At 41.6% G+C, this 15,281-nt stretch carries 19 protein-coding genes; 12 read left to right on the top strand and 7 right to left on the bottom strand.

Translation table 11 applies throughout. From position 1 onward, the window contains the following. Positions 1-49 precede the first annotated feature (49 nt). Positions 50-2,026, top strand: a complete 1,977-nt coding sequence (locus ACE01U_RS09515) for a PhoX family protein (RefSeq protein WP_119064605.1) — start codon at positions 50-52, stop codon at positions 2,024-2,026. Positions 2,027-2,066: 40 nt separating this feature from the next. Here the strand turns inward: ACE01U_RS09515 and ACE01U_RS09510 are convergent, their stop codons facing one another. Then, positions 2,067-2,849, bottom strand: coding sequence for an NRDE family protein (locus tag ACE01U_RS09510; protein ID WP_395579320.1), 783 nt, complete (start codon positions 2,847-2,849; stop codon positions 2,067-2,069). Positions 2,850-2,942: 93 nt separating this feature from the next. On the opposite strand from ACE01U_RS09510, the gene lgt reads away from it, so the two are divergent. The 3 genes from lgt to ACE01U_RS09495 all read left to right on the top strand — a co-directional run bounded on the left by lgt (position 2,943) and on the right by ACE01U_RS09495 (position 4,611). Continuing rightward, positions 2,943-3,755, top strand: coding sequence for a prolipoprotein diacylglyceryl transferase (lgt, locus tag ACE01U_RS09505; protein ID WP_110974991.1), 813 nt, complete (start codon positions 2,943-2,945; stop codon positions 3,753-3,755). A gap of 100 nt (positions 3,756-3,855) precedes the next feature. Then, the gene (locus ACE01U_RS09500) at positions 3,856-4,239 is read left to right on the top strand and encodes a hypothetical protein (protein WP_395579319.1); all 384 of its coding nucleotides are present in this window, start codon (positions 3,856-3,858) and stop codon (positions 4,237-4,239) included. 3 nt (positions 4,240-4,242) lie between these two features. Then, a complete protein-coding gene (locus ACE01U_RS09495; protein ID WP_395579318.1) occupies positions 4,243-4,611 on the top strand; it encodes a hypothetical protein in 369 nt (122 codons plus the stop codon). 29 nt (positions 4,612-4,640) lie between these two features. On the opposite strand, the gene ACE01U_RS09490 is transcribed toward ACE01U_RS09495, so the two are convergent. Then, positions 4,641-5,150: a CHAP domain-containing protein gene (locus ACE01U_RS09490; protein WP_110974993.1), complete on the bottom strand. Its 510-nt coding sequence runs from the start codon at positions 5,148-5,150 to the stop codon at positions 4,641-4,643. A gap of 485 nt (positions 5,151-5,635) precedes the next feature. Between ACE01U_RS09490 and thyA the strand changes: the two genes are divergently transcribed. The 5 genes from thyA to msrA all read left to right on the top strand — a co-directional run bounded on the left by thyA (position 5,636) and on the right by msrA (position 9,372). Continuing rightward, complete coding sequence (thyA, locus tag ACE01U_RS09485; RefSeq protein ID WP_395579317.1) at positions 5,636-6,478, top strand: thymidylate synthase; 843 nt, start codon at positions 5,636-5,638, stop codon at positions 6,476-6,478. A 107-nt stretch (positions 6,479-6,585) separates the two neighbouring features. After that, positions 6,586-7,098 (top strand): dihydrofolate reductase, encoded by a 513-nt coding sequence (locus tag ACE01U_RS09480; protein WP_086209958.1) that lies wholly within the window; start codon positions 6,586-6,588, stop codon positions 7,096-7,098. Between the two features lie 25 nt (positions 7,099-7,123). Further along, the gene (locus tag ACE01U_RS09475) at positions 7,124-8,179 is read left to right on the top strand and encodes an Lnb N-terminal periplasmic domain-containing protein (RefSeq protein WP_395579373.1); all 1,056 of its coding nucleotides are present in this window, start codon (positions 7,124-7,126) and stop codon (positions 8,177-8,179) included. A 92-nt stretch (positions 8,180-8,271) separates the two neighbouring features. Further along, on the top strand, positions 8,272-8,730 hold the full coding sequence (locus tag ACE01U_RS09470) for an META domain-containing protein (RefSeq protein ID WP_086209960.1): 459 nt from the start codon (positions 8,272-8,274) through the stop codon (positions 8,728-8,730). 114 nt (positions 8,731-8,844) lie between these two features. Then, the gene (gene msrA, locus ACE01U_RS09465) at positions 8,845-9,372 is read left to right on the top strand and encodes a peptide-methionine (S)-S-oxide reductase MsrA (RefSeq protein ID WP_151706579.1); all 528 of its coding nucleotides are present in this window, start codon (positions 8,845-8,847) and stop codon (positions 9,370-9,372) included. A gap of 60 nt (positions 9,373-9,432) precedes the next feature. Here the strand turns inward: msrA and ACE01U_RS09460 are convergent, their stop codons facing one another. The 5 genes from ACE01U_RS09460 to ACE01U_RS09440 all read right to left on the bottom strand — a co-directional run bounded on the left by ACE01U_RS09460 (position 9,433) and on the right by ACE01U_RS09440 (position 13,101). After that, positions 9,433-9,837 carry an ExbD/TolR family protein gene (locus tag ACE01U_RS09460; RefSeq protein ID WP_086209962.1) on the bottom strand — a complete coding sequence of 135 codons (405 nt, stop codon included), beginning with the start codon at positions 9,835-9,837 and terminating at the stop codon, positions 9,433-9,435. Further along, positions 9,837-10,460: a MotA/TolQ/ExbB proton channel family protein gene (locus ACE01U_RS09455; RefSeq protein ID WP_086209963.1), complete on the bottom strand. Its 624-nt coding sequence runs from the start codon at positions 10,458-10,460 to the stop codon at positions 9,837-9,839. Before ACE01U_RS09455 ends, ACE01U_RS09460 begins: the two co-directional genes overlap by 1 nt. A 19-nt stretch (positions 10,461-10,479) precedes the next feature. Next, positions 10,480-11,247: an energy transducer TonB family protein gene (locus ACE01U_RS09450; protein WP_086209964.1), complete on the bottom strand. Its 768-nt coding sequence runs from the start codon at positions 11,245-11,247 to the stop codon at positions 10,480-10,482. Between the two features lie 214 nt (positions 11,248-11,461). After that, a complete protein-coding gene (purU, locus tag ACE01U_RS09445; protein ID WP_086209965.1) occupies positions 11,462-12,328 on the bottom strand; it encodes a formyltetrahydrofolate deformylase in 867 nt (288 codons plus the stop codon). A 71-nt stretch (positions 12,329-12,399) separates the two neighbouring features. After that, a complete protein-coding gene (locus ACE01U_RS09440) occupies positions 12,400-13,101 on the bottom strand; it encodes a TetR/AcrR family transcriptional regulator (protein ID WP_086209966.1) in 702 nt (233 codons plus the stop codon). Between the two features lie 116 nt (positions 13,102-13,217). Between ACE01U_RS09440 and ACE01U_RS09435 the strand changes: the two genes are divergently transcribed. From ACE01U_RS09435 to rpmG, 3 genes are all read left to right on the top strand, one after another. Beyond that, entirely contained in the window at positions 13,218-14,666 is a 1,449-nt protein-coding gene (locus ACE01U_RS09435; protein WP_086209967.1) for a coniferyl aldehyde dehydrogenase, read from the top strand. Positions 14,667-14,828: 162 nt separating this feature from the next. Continuing rightward, positions 14,829-15,065 (top strand): 50S ribosomal protein L28, encoded by a 237-nt coding sequence (rpmB, locus tag ACE01U_RS09430; protein WP_000048256.1) that lies wholly within the window; start codon positions 14,829-14,831, stop codon positions 15,063-15,065. A 12-nt stretch (positions 15,066-15,077) separates the two neighbouring features. After that, positions 15,078-15,233, top strand: coding sequence for a 50S ribosomal protein L33 (gene rpmG, locus ACE01U_RS09425; RefSeq protein ID WP_003654787.1), 156 nt, complete (start codon positions 15,078-15,080; stop codon positions 15,231-15,233). Positions 15,234-15,281 lie beyond the last annotated feature (48 nt).

The raw sequence follows: 15,281 nt of genomic DNA, 5'->3' as shown, positions 1-15,281 counted from the left end.
TTCCTACAATCTAGCTCAACTTACTTACAATTATTGATATGGACTTACTATGACAGCCACAACAAATCAGCCAAGTCGTCGTGATCTTTTAAAATGGTTTGCGGGAATTCCTTTTTTACCGCTTGGGGCAATGACAACCGCAGCAGCATTAAGCGGTTGTAATGACAGCGACAACGAAACCAATGTAACACCACCAGTGACAAAACCTGCAAACTTAAAAACAGCAACATTTACAGCAATGGCAGCACCGATTGTAATTGCTGACCGTGCTAAAACTTCGGTCAGCTCAAAACTCAAAATCGACTGGGATGACTCGACCAGTTCAGAGTACCAACTCGGCTATCAAAGCTTTTTTGAAACGGGTAATACAGTGCCTAAATGGGGCGGTGGTGAAATCATTGCTGGGGGCTATTTTAATGCCAAAGGTGAAGCCATTATGGATACATCTGTTCCAAGCTCACCACGCCAATTCTTTTCAGACTGCCCAGATGGCTCATCACTGATCCATTTAGAAGGTGCTCAGGTTGAAGGTGTAAGCAATCCAGTGTTCCATGTGGTGCAATTTGAATATGCATCCCTAAACTTAGCTGGCGTGAGCGAGTATGGCAACTTACCCTCCCCAATCGCGATTTTAACGCTAGACCAAAATCAAACGACAGGCCATTTAGAGCTTAAAAAATACTTTAATGTTGATACATCGGCAGTTCATGGACTATGGATCACGTGTGGTGCAAGTCTGTCGCCGTGGAACACACATTTATCGAGCGAAGAATATGAACCTGATGCATTTGAACAAGGTATTGGCGGGCCAAGTCCAAAAGGGATCAGCAAAAACTTCTTTGGGGATGAAACAGTCGCTAAACCATATAACTATGGTCATTTACCTGAGGTGATTGTCAACAAAGATGGTAGCGGTAGCATTGTAAAACACTTCTGCATGGGGCGTATCTCGCATGAGCTTGTACATGTTATGCCTGATAACCGTACCGTGATTATGGGCGATGACTACACCAATGGCGGTTTCTTTATGTTCATTGCCGATGTCGCAAAAGATTTGTCGGCTGGTAAGCTTTATGTCGCTCAATATGTATCTGAACTGACAGAGAGTAGCACAGGTCAAATCAAATGGATTGAACTTGGTCATGCAACCAGTCAAGAAATTGAAAACATGGTGAATGTTAACAATATTCAACCTAGCGATATTATGGAAAGTTTAACCACCAATCCAAATGACACGTCATACACCGAAATTATTTTAGCCAAGAAGAAACTTTGGGTAAAAGTAAAACCGGGTATGGAAAAAGCAGCAGCCTTCCTTGAAACCCACCGTTATGCAGCACTCAAAGGTGGCAGTATGGCCTTCACCAAAATGGAAGGCACCACCATCAACATTAAGGATAAAGTGGCGTATTCTGCTTTAGCCAACATTCAAGATTCAATGATCAAAGACAATGCGGCATGGGTTGCTGCGCACAATGTTTCATTTACGAAAAAAATCACCGCAGGTGGCGTGCTGGCACATGATTTAACAGCAGGCCAGAACACAACCGATGGTCAACCAATCGACAGTGAGTGGGTTCCACATCAATCTAAAATGTTATTGATGGGTGAAGACATCACAGTAGATAGTTTAGGCAACACTGCAAATCCAGATAAAATCGCAAGCCCTGACAACTTAAAGTTCTCTGAAACGCTACGTACGTTGTTCATTGGTGAAGACAGTGGGAACCACCCAAATAACTTCCTATGGGCATATAACGTTGATACCAAAGCAGATCCTGTACGTTTACTCTCGACCCCTGCTGGTGCAGAGTCAACTGGTTTACATGCGGTAGACTCTGTAAATGGTTGGACTTATATCATGAGCAATTTCCAGCATGCGGGTGATATGAAGAGCTTATCAGCAGATTTGAAAGCCGCAACTTTAGCCAATTACAATAATGGCTATAGTGCAAGTGTGGGTTATTTAACAGCAGACTTGATGCCATCTATTGAAAAGAAAAAGACTGAAACCAAAGCCTCTTAAAACCGACCTTAAAAAAATGCCGACATCGAGTCGGCATTTTTTAAGTCTTAACAACTACCCTCTGCTCAGTAATAAGCCCTTTCAACTCGCCCTGTTGCTGCTTTTCCAGCCAAGAGCAATGTTCATGAGTCATGCGCAGGAAGTTAGAGCAACGTGTACCATAAATTGGGCTTTGAATAAAAGTCGAAGACAATAACTCCTCCATGTCCTGACTAATCCCCGTTTGTGGTAACAAGTCGGGGATAATCTTACGCTCATCTTCCAAAATATCCCATGCAGCCATCTCCACATCACTTTGTAAAATATGGCTTTGTTGCAACATTGGTAAAAACTCTTGAGTAAAGCGTTTGCGTAAATGTTTGGTCTTCTCCCAATGTTCGGTCATTAAACCATTTGACACTACATATACGCCTTTAGGCAAAATCTGTGGTGCCTCACCACGATTACTCATATAAACAGCTTGATGACGATCACCCATAAACAAGTTAAAGCCCGCATAGTCACATTGTTGTTTCTCTAAGTCTTGTGCAAAACGAATTGGCGTTTGTTCCGACTCTAAAAAAGATTGAATCAAATGCCCACGAGATGTGGGATAACAGGTTTGATCACGACCATCGCGAAAGTTAGTCAAAACCGCCCAGCGCCCTGTGGGTGTAATACCCATCCACGTACCACCAGACTGCAAATCTTGCCCTGCAATAATCGGACTATTTTCCCACTGTTTTAAAGGACTCGAAGGACGCTGATAGAACTCATCTCGATTTGAAATCAAACACAATGGCAGATCATCCAAGACCTGCCATGCAATTGCCACAATGCACATAAACGATACTCATCATCTTTACACATTGAATGTACAACATTTTTCATCTCTTTCAGCTAAAATCTGTTCAAAACATAATGACTAGGAATATGCATGCTGACCTATCCAAATATTGACCCCGTCGCAATAGCACTTGGCCCTTTACAAGTCCATTGGTACGGACTGATGTATTTATTGGCCTTTTTGTTTGCTTGGGGACTGGCAAGCTATCGCGCTAAAGAGCGTGGCTGGACACCCGATATGGTCTCTGATCTAATTTTTTACGGTGCTCTCGGTGTAGTGATTGGTGGTCGTGTCGGTTACGTCCTCTTTTATGGTTTTGAGCAGTTCCTTGCCAATCCGATTTGGCTATTCCAAGTCTGGACAGGCGGCATGAGTTTCCATGGCGGCTTCTTAGGTGTAATGCTTGCCATGCTGTTCTGGTGTAAGAAGTACGCCATGACATGGTTCCAAACCCTCGACTTCATTGCTCCCTGTGTACCTACAGGTCTTATGTTTGGACGCTTTGGTAACTTTATTGGTGGGGAACTCTATGGACGCCCTGTAAGCGACCCGAACTTTGCGCTCGGCATGATCTTTCCAACCGACCCATTACAACTGGTTCGTCACCCCTCTCAACTCTATCAAGCCTTTTTTGAAGGCTTACTGCTGTTCATCGTCTTGTGGTGGTTCAGCTCAAAACCACGTCCACGTATGGCTGTGTCTGCCCTATTCCTGATTGGTTATGGTATAGCGCGTTTCATCGTCGAATTCTTCCGGGAACCAGACAATGGCCAACTGTTCATCGCATGGATGAGTAAAGGTCAGTTCCTTAGCCTACCAATGATCTTGGTCGGAATCTGGATGATGTGGTATGCCTACCAAAAGAAAATCTATGATTGGGGTCCACAAAAGAACAATGGTTAATTAACCGCTATGATTCAATATTGGGGGCATCATCGCCCCCTTTTTTATGGCTAAATTATGCTAAAGTGGTACTTATCTCAGTTTAAAATACATCATCCCCATGCTTGAATTTTGGTTTAATCCCTCGATTTCTGTTCTAAAAAAATTATTTATTTTTGTCGCGATTGCGATCGTAACAGACCTATTGTATTGGATGGAACCATTGCGTCTTGATGCGGTCTTGATGTTCTTAGGCACAGGGATTATTTTTCTGATTTGTCGTTATTGTAAAATTCATTTTGCAGGGAAAAATCCTACAGGTTTTTTATATCGCTTACTCACATGGATTCCGATTGCTCTACTCTTAGCATTGATTTTTATGAATATTAAAGATGGCGAGCTCCTTATTCCTGGTGCACAAGGTGTGGGCTTTATGGCATTAGGTATTTGCTTATTCTCCCCCTTATCTCTTTTGCATAACAACACTGCATCTGAGTCCAAATAAACCATGTTGAAATTTTGGTATTCTGAACGCTGTACCCGTCAAATTAAACTGATCGTGTCTATTGCAACTTGTGTGATGATTTTTATGGCAGCACAAGTTCAGCAGCTTGGCACGATTTTTATTGGTTTGAGTCTAGTGATTGGTATTACAACGCATCTGTTACGCCTTATCCCATTGAGAATGGTACCAGATCACCCTTATCGTGAAGGTTTTTCACGCTTAGTGACATTCTTTCCCGTCATTGCACTGATTTGCTTAATCGGCTATTTACCTCATCAGCATAAAATCGTGCTTGCGCTTCAGTGTATCGGCTTTAGCGGGATTGGTTTATTTTTAGTGTCAATCTATGCACAACGCGAAAGAAGATTTTAAGCAGAATATTGGAGGGATATTTATATCCTTTAATCCATTCGATAGTAACTATAGTTCACATTTTGATTACGGTAAACTGCATAACCACTTTGTTTAAAGTCTGAAACCCAGCCGTTACCTGAATAAGCGGCAATATGTCCATAACGATTTTTTGCAGTCCGGTCAATAATATAGATATCGCCTTTTTTAGGCTGATCAAAAGACAGGTTGATTTTGCGGTAGCCAATACTGGTTAAGGTTCTCCCCCAATCCGCCGCAGCAACGGGATGATTTTTAAACTGAGCACCCGCAGACTCTAGACCTAAGCGAATGCTTTTCGCACATTTCTGAGTACTGGTTTGACGAGTAATATTTTTTAGAAACCCCGTAAATTTTTCAATATCTACGCGTTGATTACTATTGATTGCTCTTTCTCTTGCCTTCTTCGAGGTCAGGATTTCAGCAGCGGTAACGTTTCTCTCTGACTGGGAACGTATTATGATATTGGTTTGCGCAGGCGCATAGACTTCGTTCATATTCACGTTTTGATCATAAGGCATACTAAAACCAACACTCCTCCCAATCATCAGGGTCTTACATCTTTTCGAGTTGGAAATACTAACCGCTCAGCATTGAACTTTCATGTTCTAAATGTAATATTTTTTTTCAAAGAACCAAGCCACTTTTCTAAAGTTCTATTTTCACTGTATTTTTTGAAATAAAGATTCATTTAAAAAATTAATTATCAAACAATCTATCAGTTAAAAGTCTCCTGTGGGCTATCATTTTTCGCTCAAATTTCCTGCATATTGAACTCCATATAGATCCAAATGAGTACGTCTTGCGGCACAAAAATAGCTATATTTTTTGGTTTCAACCCTGAAGAAAACCTCACATTGAAGCATCAGAATCCTTTTTAATGGCAAAAAGTGAAGCATGCCAAAACAGCAAATAATCGCACTAAGCTCAAATCCCGCGAAGTTCCATCCTCAGTAAAAAACAGCTAGAATGCGCATAAGTGATTACCCAAAAATATGAGAGAAATATGCGTCAATATTTGGACCTTTTACAACACATCCTCGACAACGGTGGCGATAAAGGCGACCGTACTGGTACGGGAACGCGGTCTGTCTTTGGTCATCAAATGCGCTTTGATCTTTCTAAAGGCTTTCCTTTATTAACCACTAAAAAAGTGCACTTTCGTTCGATCGTAATTGAACTGTTGTGGTTTTTAAAAGGGGATACAAATGTTCAGTATTTAAAAGACCATAAAGTTTCTATTTGGGATGAATGGTCTACCGCAGAACAAACTGCACGTTTCGGTCGCCCAGAAGGGGAATTGGGGCCTGTCTATGGTCATCAATGGCGTAACTTCGGCGCAACGAAAAAAGCCGATGGTCTATATGAACAAGATGGTTTTGACCAAATTACTTGGTTAGTGAATGAAATTAAGACCAATCCCAATTCACGCCGTCTGATTGTATCGGGTTGGAATCCACAAGAAGCTGGGCAAGTTGCTCTTCCTCCGTGCCATACCCTCTTCCAGTTTTTTGTCCATAACGGCAAACTGTCTTGTCAGCTCTATCAGCGCAGTGCAGATGTATTTTTAGGTGTGCCTTTTAATATTGCCAGTTATGCGCTCCTTACCCACATGATCGCGCAAGTCTGTGGTTTAGAGGTTGGTGACTTTGTCTGGACGGGTGGTGATACGCATTTGTATACCAACCATTTTGAGCAAGCGAAGCTTCAGTTAAGCCGTGACCCTTTAGGACTGTGCCAACTGCAACTCAATCTAGAAGTTAAAGATATTTTCGACTTCAAGTTTGAAGATATTGAAATCGTTGGTTATGAGTCGCACCCAGGGATTAAAGCTCCTGTTGCTGTTTAAACAGACTCATTGAATCTCGCTCAATCAGCGAGATTCGCATTTATAAAGAGATATTCTTCCTCGGCTTGAGGAAAAATAAATAATAAAACTTCACATTCGAGCAGCTTATGGCCTTTCAAAACTTAGAAGTTGTACATGTCGTTGCCATGGATCAACAGCGTTGCATTGGTAAAGGCAATGACCTTCCTTGGCACATCTCAGCCGACCTCAAACACTTCAAAGAAATTACGCAAGGCGGTGTCGTCATCATGGGACGTAAAACACTGGAGTCTATGGGGCGTGTTTTACCTAAACGTGTCAATTGGGTGATTACTCGCGACAGCACTTGGTCATTTGAAGGAACCAAAGTGGCATATAGTATCGAAGAGGCTTTAACACAAGCTGTTGCGGATGTTCAAGCATCAGAAAAGCCGAATAGCCTTTACATCATTGGAGGTGGTGAAATTTTTAAACAAACCATCGACATTGCTGATCGTTTAGAACTCACGCATGTTGAGCTCAATGTGCAAGGTGATGCGTACTATCCAACCATTCCGTCAACATTTAAAAAAGTCGCGTCAGAACAACATATTGATGACAAAACAGGGATTGCATTTGAGTTCGCAACCTATCAAAAATAAAGCATATTCTTCTTGCTAAAACATGATGCAGAACATGACAAATAAAGAATTTTGGCGAACGCTAGGTTTTGGATTAATTCACACCCTGTTTAGTATTTTTGTTTTGCTCAGTTCTATTTGGCTATGTTTTGCACTTTGGATTCAAGAGCCTTTCGGCTGGCTCATTAGTCGTATTTTGATTGGAACATGGATTGCTTTTGCACTCAGCGTATTAGGCATCTACATTAGTCACAACTTTTTTGGTCGCCGCCGCGATATTGTTATTTATATTCTTAGTTTTTTACTAAGCCTATCTTGGTATTTTGGTTTAGAGGCCCGCCAAGATCGTGACTGGAACCCAGAAGTCGCTAAAATTTTGTCCTATGAAAAACAAGGCGACCTTGTCACCTTACACAATGTTCGTAATTTCACTTGGCATTCAGATGGCTCATATACGGAACAGTGGGATACACGTAGTTTTGATTTGAATCAAATTACAGGTGTCAACATCATCACCTCCTACTGGATGGGACCGCAAATCGCGCATACTCTCGTCAGTTTTGACTTTGCCAATACTGCACCACTCACATTTTCTATTGAAATTCGTAAAGAAAAAAATGAAGAATTTTCAGCCATCGGTGGTTTTTTTAGAAAATATGAGTTGAGTTTAATCGCCTCAGACGAACATGATATTGTGTATACCCGCAGTAATATTCGTCATGAACAGGTTTATTTTTTTCCCATTCGCCTTGGACAGTCTGAAAGCAAAGCACTGTTCGCCGAGTATTTACGTAAGGCGGATGAGTTAGCCGAACATCCTAAATGGTATAACACCCTCACCAGTAATTGCACAACCTTGGTGTTTGATATGGTTCAAGCCATTTCCCAAGAGCAATGGCCAACAGACTATCGTATTTTAGCCTCGGGTTATTTGCCGAATTATCTATATGATTTAGGGGCGATCAGCCCACAATGGGATATGAAAACGTGGTATCAAAAAGCCCATATTAATCCACGTGTAAACAGTCATACACCTTTAACCAGTTCACAGTACTCTCAACTGATCCGCCAAGGTTTACCTGTTGACCAAACAGGTAAATAGATACAACCAAAAGTCATCAAGTTAAAACTAGCAATTCAAAACAAAATTTGCTTTGATAGTTCTCAGCATACATCACAATAAGAGTCTGACCCATGTTAAAAAAACTGATTGCAAGCAGTCTTTTAGCGAGTAGCTTAATTATGTCTGGCTGCCAAACTACACCTGCCCCATCCGATACCATTGAAATAGCCAATATTCAACAACTCCAGCAAAGGGCTTGGATTTTGACACAGATTGGCAATACTGAAATTAAAACAGCGCCAAATGAACGTAACATCCCAAGCCTTCAATTTTCAGCAGATAACCGCATCAGCGGGGCAGATGGCTGTAATCGTATTATGGGTAGCTATACCGTAGGACGCGATACGCTCACCTTGAGCCAACTCGCAACTACACGTATGGCTTGTTTAAACAACAGTACAGTTCCACAACAATTTCAGGAGGCACTTGCAAAAGTGACTCATTACCAAGTGTTTGGCAAGACGCTGAAACTACTCGATCGACATGGCAACTTGTTGCTACAGTTTGGTTCAGCGATTCAACCACGTTAAATCGTTGCTAAGAAAAGCCTGTAAACACAGGCTTTTTTAATCCGTAACGAACAACATTGTAGTGAACCAATCTGCCCTGATATCAACAGATATAAACACAATTAGGATTTTAAAATGCAACAGGCACTTTTTGGCGGTGGATGTTTTTGGTGTGTAGAAGCTGTGTATTTAGAGCTTCAAGGCATACATAAAGTGACCAGTGGTTATGCAGGTGGACATACCAATAACCCAACCTATGAAGACATTTGTCGTGGCGATACCAATCATGCAGAAGTCATTTTGATTGACTTTGATGAAACGCAAATCAGCTATGCGCAATTGCTCGATGTGTTTTTTGCCACCCATGACCCAACAACACTTAACCGTCAAGGTAACGATATTGGAACACAATACCGTTCTGTCATTTATTATTTTGACGATGTTCAACGTGCTGTAGCGGAACAGGCGATTGCTGACTTAAAAGCTGAAGGTCTCGATATTGTAACGGAACTCAGCCCAGTACCAACCTTCTATGCCGCAGAGGATTATCATCAGAATTTTTATGCACGGAATCCATCCCAAGGTTATTGCAACTTTGCTATCCCCCCAAAACTCATGAAACTCCGTTCTAAGTTTCAGGCTTTATTGAAAGACAGCAAATAACTCAATAACTGACCATAAAAAAAGCGACTTCAAGAGTCGCTTTTTTTATCATCTACATTTTTAGTTATCGCTAACAAAAGCAATATCTGCCAGTCCAGCCTCACTTGCACGAGACATCACTTGCGCGACCATATCGTAACGAGATTCTTTATCTGCACGAAGTTGAACTGTTGGCTTGGTTTCTAACGCACCCGCTTCATTAAAGCGAGTTTGCAGCTCTTCCAAGCTAATCACTTGATTATCCCAAGCCACTTCACCCTTCGCATTAATACTAACAGTAATCGCTTTAGGCGGCGGGTCGATAATATCCGCTGTCGTTTTTGGTAAAGTTAATGGAATTGATGGGTTGGCAACGGTCGCTGTCACCAAAAAGATGATCATCAATACCAACATAATGTCGATCAGCGGAATGAGGTTCATCTCATTCATGCCAGCATCGTTATCGTCACCCAATTGAAAAGCCATTAAGCTTGACCTCCAACTAAACCTGATTGAGTTGTTTTCGCCTCAGCACTTGCTGGTGCTGAATCTTGCTGCAACATAGTGTCAATCAACAAACCATGAGCTTGATCTTGAAGTTCATGTGCTAAGGTACGGTTCACACGTGCGCAGATGTTGTACGCTAATACAGCAGGAATCGCAACAGCCAAACCTAAGCCCGTCATAATCAGTGCTTCGCCCACAGGTGTTGCCACTTGTGCTAAGCCTGCTTGACCACTTTTACCGACTGCAACAAGGGCATGGAAAATCCCCCATACGGTCCCGAACAAACCAACGAAAGGCGCAAGTGATGCGATAGTTCCTAAAATAGAAACACCTTTCTCAGCATTTGCTTTTTCTGCAGAAATCTGACGAAGCAAAGCTTGTTCAGCAACAGCTTTGCGTTGATCAAAGTTTAGTGTAGCAATCTTTGATTTTAACTTAGCTAAAGCCTGTGAAAGTTGAGCATAAGCTTGTTGTTTCAATTGACGTGTACCCATAATACGTAAAACAAAAATGGTCCACGTTGCAATCGACATTGCCAACAAGATGAAATACAGTGTTTTACTGACTGCATCAGCATGTTGCCAATAAACTGAAAAGTTCATACTCGAACTCCTGATAAAGTTAGCGTTTTGTATTCAATTCTAAATCAAATGGTTGTACGGCCCGAATTGGGTAAGCCACACCATTCTCTTTATAAGGTTTAAACTTAGCGCCTTTGACAGCTCTTAAAATCTTTTCATCTAAAGCAGGAACGCCACTTGAACGCGTAATGCGGGCACTTACAATGACCCCTTTCTCATTTGCTTCAATCTGTACGACTACTTGACGGTTTTCACCTTGTAAATCTTGATTACTATAAACTGGTTTTGGAGAGCGGCTCCATTGCACACCTGAACCACCAATCGACACCGACTTAGGTGAAGTATCAGCAGGTTCAGCTTGCGTGACAGGTTTCGCTTGTTCTGGTTGTACGACAGGTTTTTCGACTTTTTTCTCTGAAATGGTCGTGGTAACTGTCGGCTTAATAGGAGTCTCTGTTGGTTTAACAACAGGTTTGACTACTTCCGCCTTTTTAACTTGTTGAACCTTTTCTACCTTTTTCGGTGGAGTCGGTTGTGGTTTTTCCACAATCTTCACTTCCTTCGGCTTAGTCGGTTCCTTTTTAGGTTCTTCCTTCGGCTTAGGCGGTAGCGGTTTTGGTGGTTCTTGAATTTTAACGAAACGAACCTTCATGGGTTCTTTTTCGATGGGTCTGAGTTCAGGAGCTTTCATGTGGCTCACCGCCCACAATACACCCATATGCCCCACCACAACCGCAACCAAAGCAGCAACAACTTTCTTTTTCATGGGGTTAGGTGTTTGCATAGGAGAAGTAACTGTTGAACTCATTAAAATCTGTTACCTAATTTAAGCTTAGCAGAGACATTGTCGGTTTCCACTATCATGCTTATCGGTTAGTACAATAAAGTAGCGCAATGATAAATGAGAAGTGTTTTCATTTGCAACTATTAATTTATCACTTTTTATGGTTTTTTCTAATCATACCTAAACAAAAAAGGCATACTTAATGTATGCCTTTTCTAATCATGTCCGCAATCTATTTTTATTGGAAAACGACTGTTTTGTTACCATCCACAATAATACGGTCTTCTAAGTGCCATTTCACTGCGCGTGCCAAGACATTACGTTCAACATCCTGACCTAATTCACGTAATTGATCTACCGTAAAGTCATGATTTACACGTTCTACGTCTTGTTCGATAATTGGGCCTTGATCCAAATCCGCAGTGACATAGTGCGCAGTTGCACCAATCAGTTTGACACCTTTTTCATGGGCTTGCTTATATGGATTTGCCCCCACAAAAGCAGGAAGGAAGGAGTGGTGAATATTGATTACTTTCATTTCCCACTTTGCCACAAACTCTTCATCTAGAATTTGCATATAACGCGCAAGTACCAATAAATCGTTACCCTGCATTAATTGATCTATTTCTGCATAAGCTTCGCGTTTATTGTCTTTGGTCACAGGCACCACTTCAAATGGAATACCAAAGTTTTCAACGGCTTCACGTAAAGTCTCGTGGTTAGAAACCACTTTGGTAATTTCACAAGGTAAACCACCGCGTGAATGTCGCCATAAGAGCTCCAATAAAGCATGGTCGACTTTAGAGACCAAAATCCCAACTTTCTTGACATCACTCACTAGCGCCAAACGCCATTGCATTTCATAACGCTCTGCAACATTTGCAGCAAAGGTTTGGGTGATACTTTCTTTACGCGACTGCAAATTGTCTAGTTCAAACTCAACACGCATGAAGTAACGTCCGCCCTGAGCTTCGGTCGCGTATTGATCAAGCGCAGTAATATTCGCGCCTTGATGATACAAAAAGCTCGATACAGCTTGCACGATCCCTGGCTTATCTTCACAAGTAATCAGTAACCGTGCTGTGTTAGCAGTTGTCATATTCATGTCAGTTTAAATCAGTAAAATGAAAATCAAGCCGAGTATTCTAGCGCTTTTTACTCGGCTGTCAAAACACCTTATGGCTTATCATCTGATTTAAATGCGGCCAAACTCGAAAACAGCTCCGAAGGTCCCATGGTATCTAATAAACGCTCATAGGTTTCACGACTCTCACCACGTAAATATGCCCCTTCTAAGAACACCATTTGACGTAGCGCCTGCCAGACCCACTTTTCTTCTAAATGGTTTGAGTCAGTAATATGCCCTGACATATAAAGGAAGTTAGTCCAGTTGGTCAGTACAATCCATAAATTGATAATCAAGGCTTCAATTTCAGAGGCGGTCATTTGCATCAGACCTGCATCCACAAAGGCTTGATAAATCTTTTGCCCTTGCTGCATTACTTGCCCTGCAAAACGCGGGTACATCTTACGAAAATCTTCATTATTTTCAACCAAATGATAGACATCTCGATGTAAAAAGCGATATGCCCACAATTGGCTACTTAACACCTGAAAATAACGAATTTTATCATTCGCATCCAATGCTCGGTCATCAGGAAGTGCAAGCATTTGCAAGGTCTCACCCTGATATTGCTCCATTAACTCTTTGATAATTTCACTTTTATTACGAAAGTGATAATACAAATTGCCTGGACTCATATTCAATTCAGCAGCAATATGGTTAGTCGTAACAGAACGTTCTCCACGCTCGTTAAAAAGCTGCAAGCTGAGCTGCAAAATACGTTCTTTGGTTTTCAACGTTTTAGTTTGGGACATCCTAAAATAACCATTCATTCAGTGCATTAGAAGACTAACACATAAAGTAACTTGACTAATTAGAGTAATTGCTCTAAAAATTAAACATAAATTGAAATGTGAAATGGTAGTGCGGTATGAACAGTCAAACAAAAACAACTTCATTGACACCACATTCTTATGATATTCAGCATCTGCATGATGTGCTTGAACAGCAAAAGTACGCTTATTTACGCTACCCACTGCCAACTGCAAAAGAGCGTATTGACCGTCTAGCACGACTTAAGCGTATCTTAGTTAAGTATCAAGATCAATTTGCAGAGGCAATTAATCAAGACTACGGCAACCGTTCAACCAGCGAGACTAAAATTGGCGAATTACTGACGTGCCTTGAGCATATTAAATATTATAGCAAGCATTTGAGCTCATGGATGAAACCATCGAAACGTCATGTTTCAATCATTCACCAACCAGCAAAAGCGTGGGTGCAGTATCAACCTTTAGGGGTGATCGGCATTATTACCCCATGGAACTATCCTTTATTACTCTCGATTGGACCCCTGATTTGTGCTTTGGCTGCAGGCAACCATGCCATGATCAAAATTTCTAGCTCATCGGCTAATTTTGGTCGTATTCTTGAAAAAGCACTCTCTGAAGCTTTCCCTCAAGAATTGGTTTCAGTGACCAATGGCGGGGGCGCAGTCTCCGATGCATTTTGTCGTTTAGCTTTTGACAAACTGATTTTCACAGGTTCAACCAATGTCGGTAAAACGGTCATGGCTGCTGCGGCTGAAAATCTGGTACCGCTAATCTTAGAGCTTGGCGGTAAGTCACCCGTATTAGTGCATCCTTCTATTCATTTAAAAGATGTTGCGCAACGTATTGCTGCAGGCAAACTCTGGAATGCAGGTCAAACTTGCGTGGCACCTGACTATATGTTCTTGCCTAAAGGTAAAACCGCAGAGTTCATTGATTACTTCCAAGCATGCGTAGAAGAAATGTACCCAGACATTCTGCATAATCCTGACTATACCTCGATTATTAATGCACGGCAGTACAATCGCTTACAAGGCTATCTTGAAAATGCCCGTGAACAAGGTGCACAAGTGATTGAAATCAATCCAGCCAATGAAATATTCACAGAGACACGTAAAGTTCCCCCTACCTTGCTAACAGGGGTCACGCCTGAAATGCGCATTATGCAAGAAGAGATCTTTGGCCCGCTGCTTCCCATCATGGAATATGATCAAATAGACGATGTTATCGAGTTTATTAATAGCCGTCCGCGTCCACTTGCTTTATACTACTTCGACTTTGATCAGGCGCGTGCAGATTATGTTGCACAGCGTACTCATTCAGGGCATTTCGGACAAAACACGGTTTTAACCCATGTCGCACAGGACGATTTACCATTTGGTGGTGTCGGTGCATCAGGTATGGGGAAATATCATGGTCCAGAAGGTTTCTTCAGTTTGTCGCATGAACGGTCAGTGATGTCGAATCCCAAGTTATATAGCTTGAAGTTCATTCTTCCGCCGTTTAACAAGCCAATTCACAAGTTGATTTCAAAGACCCTTCTTCGTTAAATGATCAAGGCATGATCTATCACACTCGATCATGCCTAGTTTTAATGAAAATCGCTTGTCTTTTAAGCGCATTTTTGGTATAAAACGCCCCTTGAATGATTTCATCCGTTTACTTTTAATGACTAGCCGCACAATCGGTGCTGTCTAGCAATGGAGTTCACCATGTCTAAGGTTTGCCAAGTTACCGGCAAGCGTCCAGTCGTTGGCAACAACGTCTCGCACGCCAATAACAAAACCAAACGCCGGTTCGAGCCGAACCTGCATCACCACCGTTTCTGGTTAGAAAGCGAAAAACGTTTTGTACGTCTTCGCCTAACTACAAAAGGTATGCGTATTATCGACAAATTGGGTATCGAAAAGGTTGTTGCTGACCTACGTGCTCAAGGTCAAAAGATCTAAGGAGTCTGAACCATGCGTGATAAAATTCGCCTAGTTTCTACTGCTGGTACAGGTTATTTCTATACCACAACTAAGAACAAACGTACTATGCCGGAAAAAATGGAAATCAAAAAATTTGATCCAAAAATCCGTCAACACGTAATCTTCAAAGAAGCTAAAATTAAATAATTTTAGTTTTTTGGAAAAAACGACCTGTATCAGGTCGTTTTTTTTTTC

The sequence above is a fragment of the Acinetobacter halobius genome (genome assembly GCF_044130335.1).
Lineage (GTDB): Bacteria > Pseudomonadota > Gammaproteobacteria > Pseudomonadales > Moraxellaceae > Acinetobacter.
This window is presented reverse-complemented; position numbering and strand designations above follow the sequence as displayed.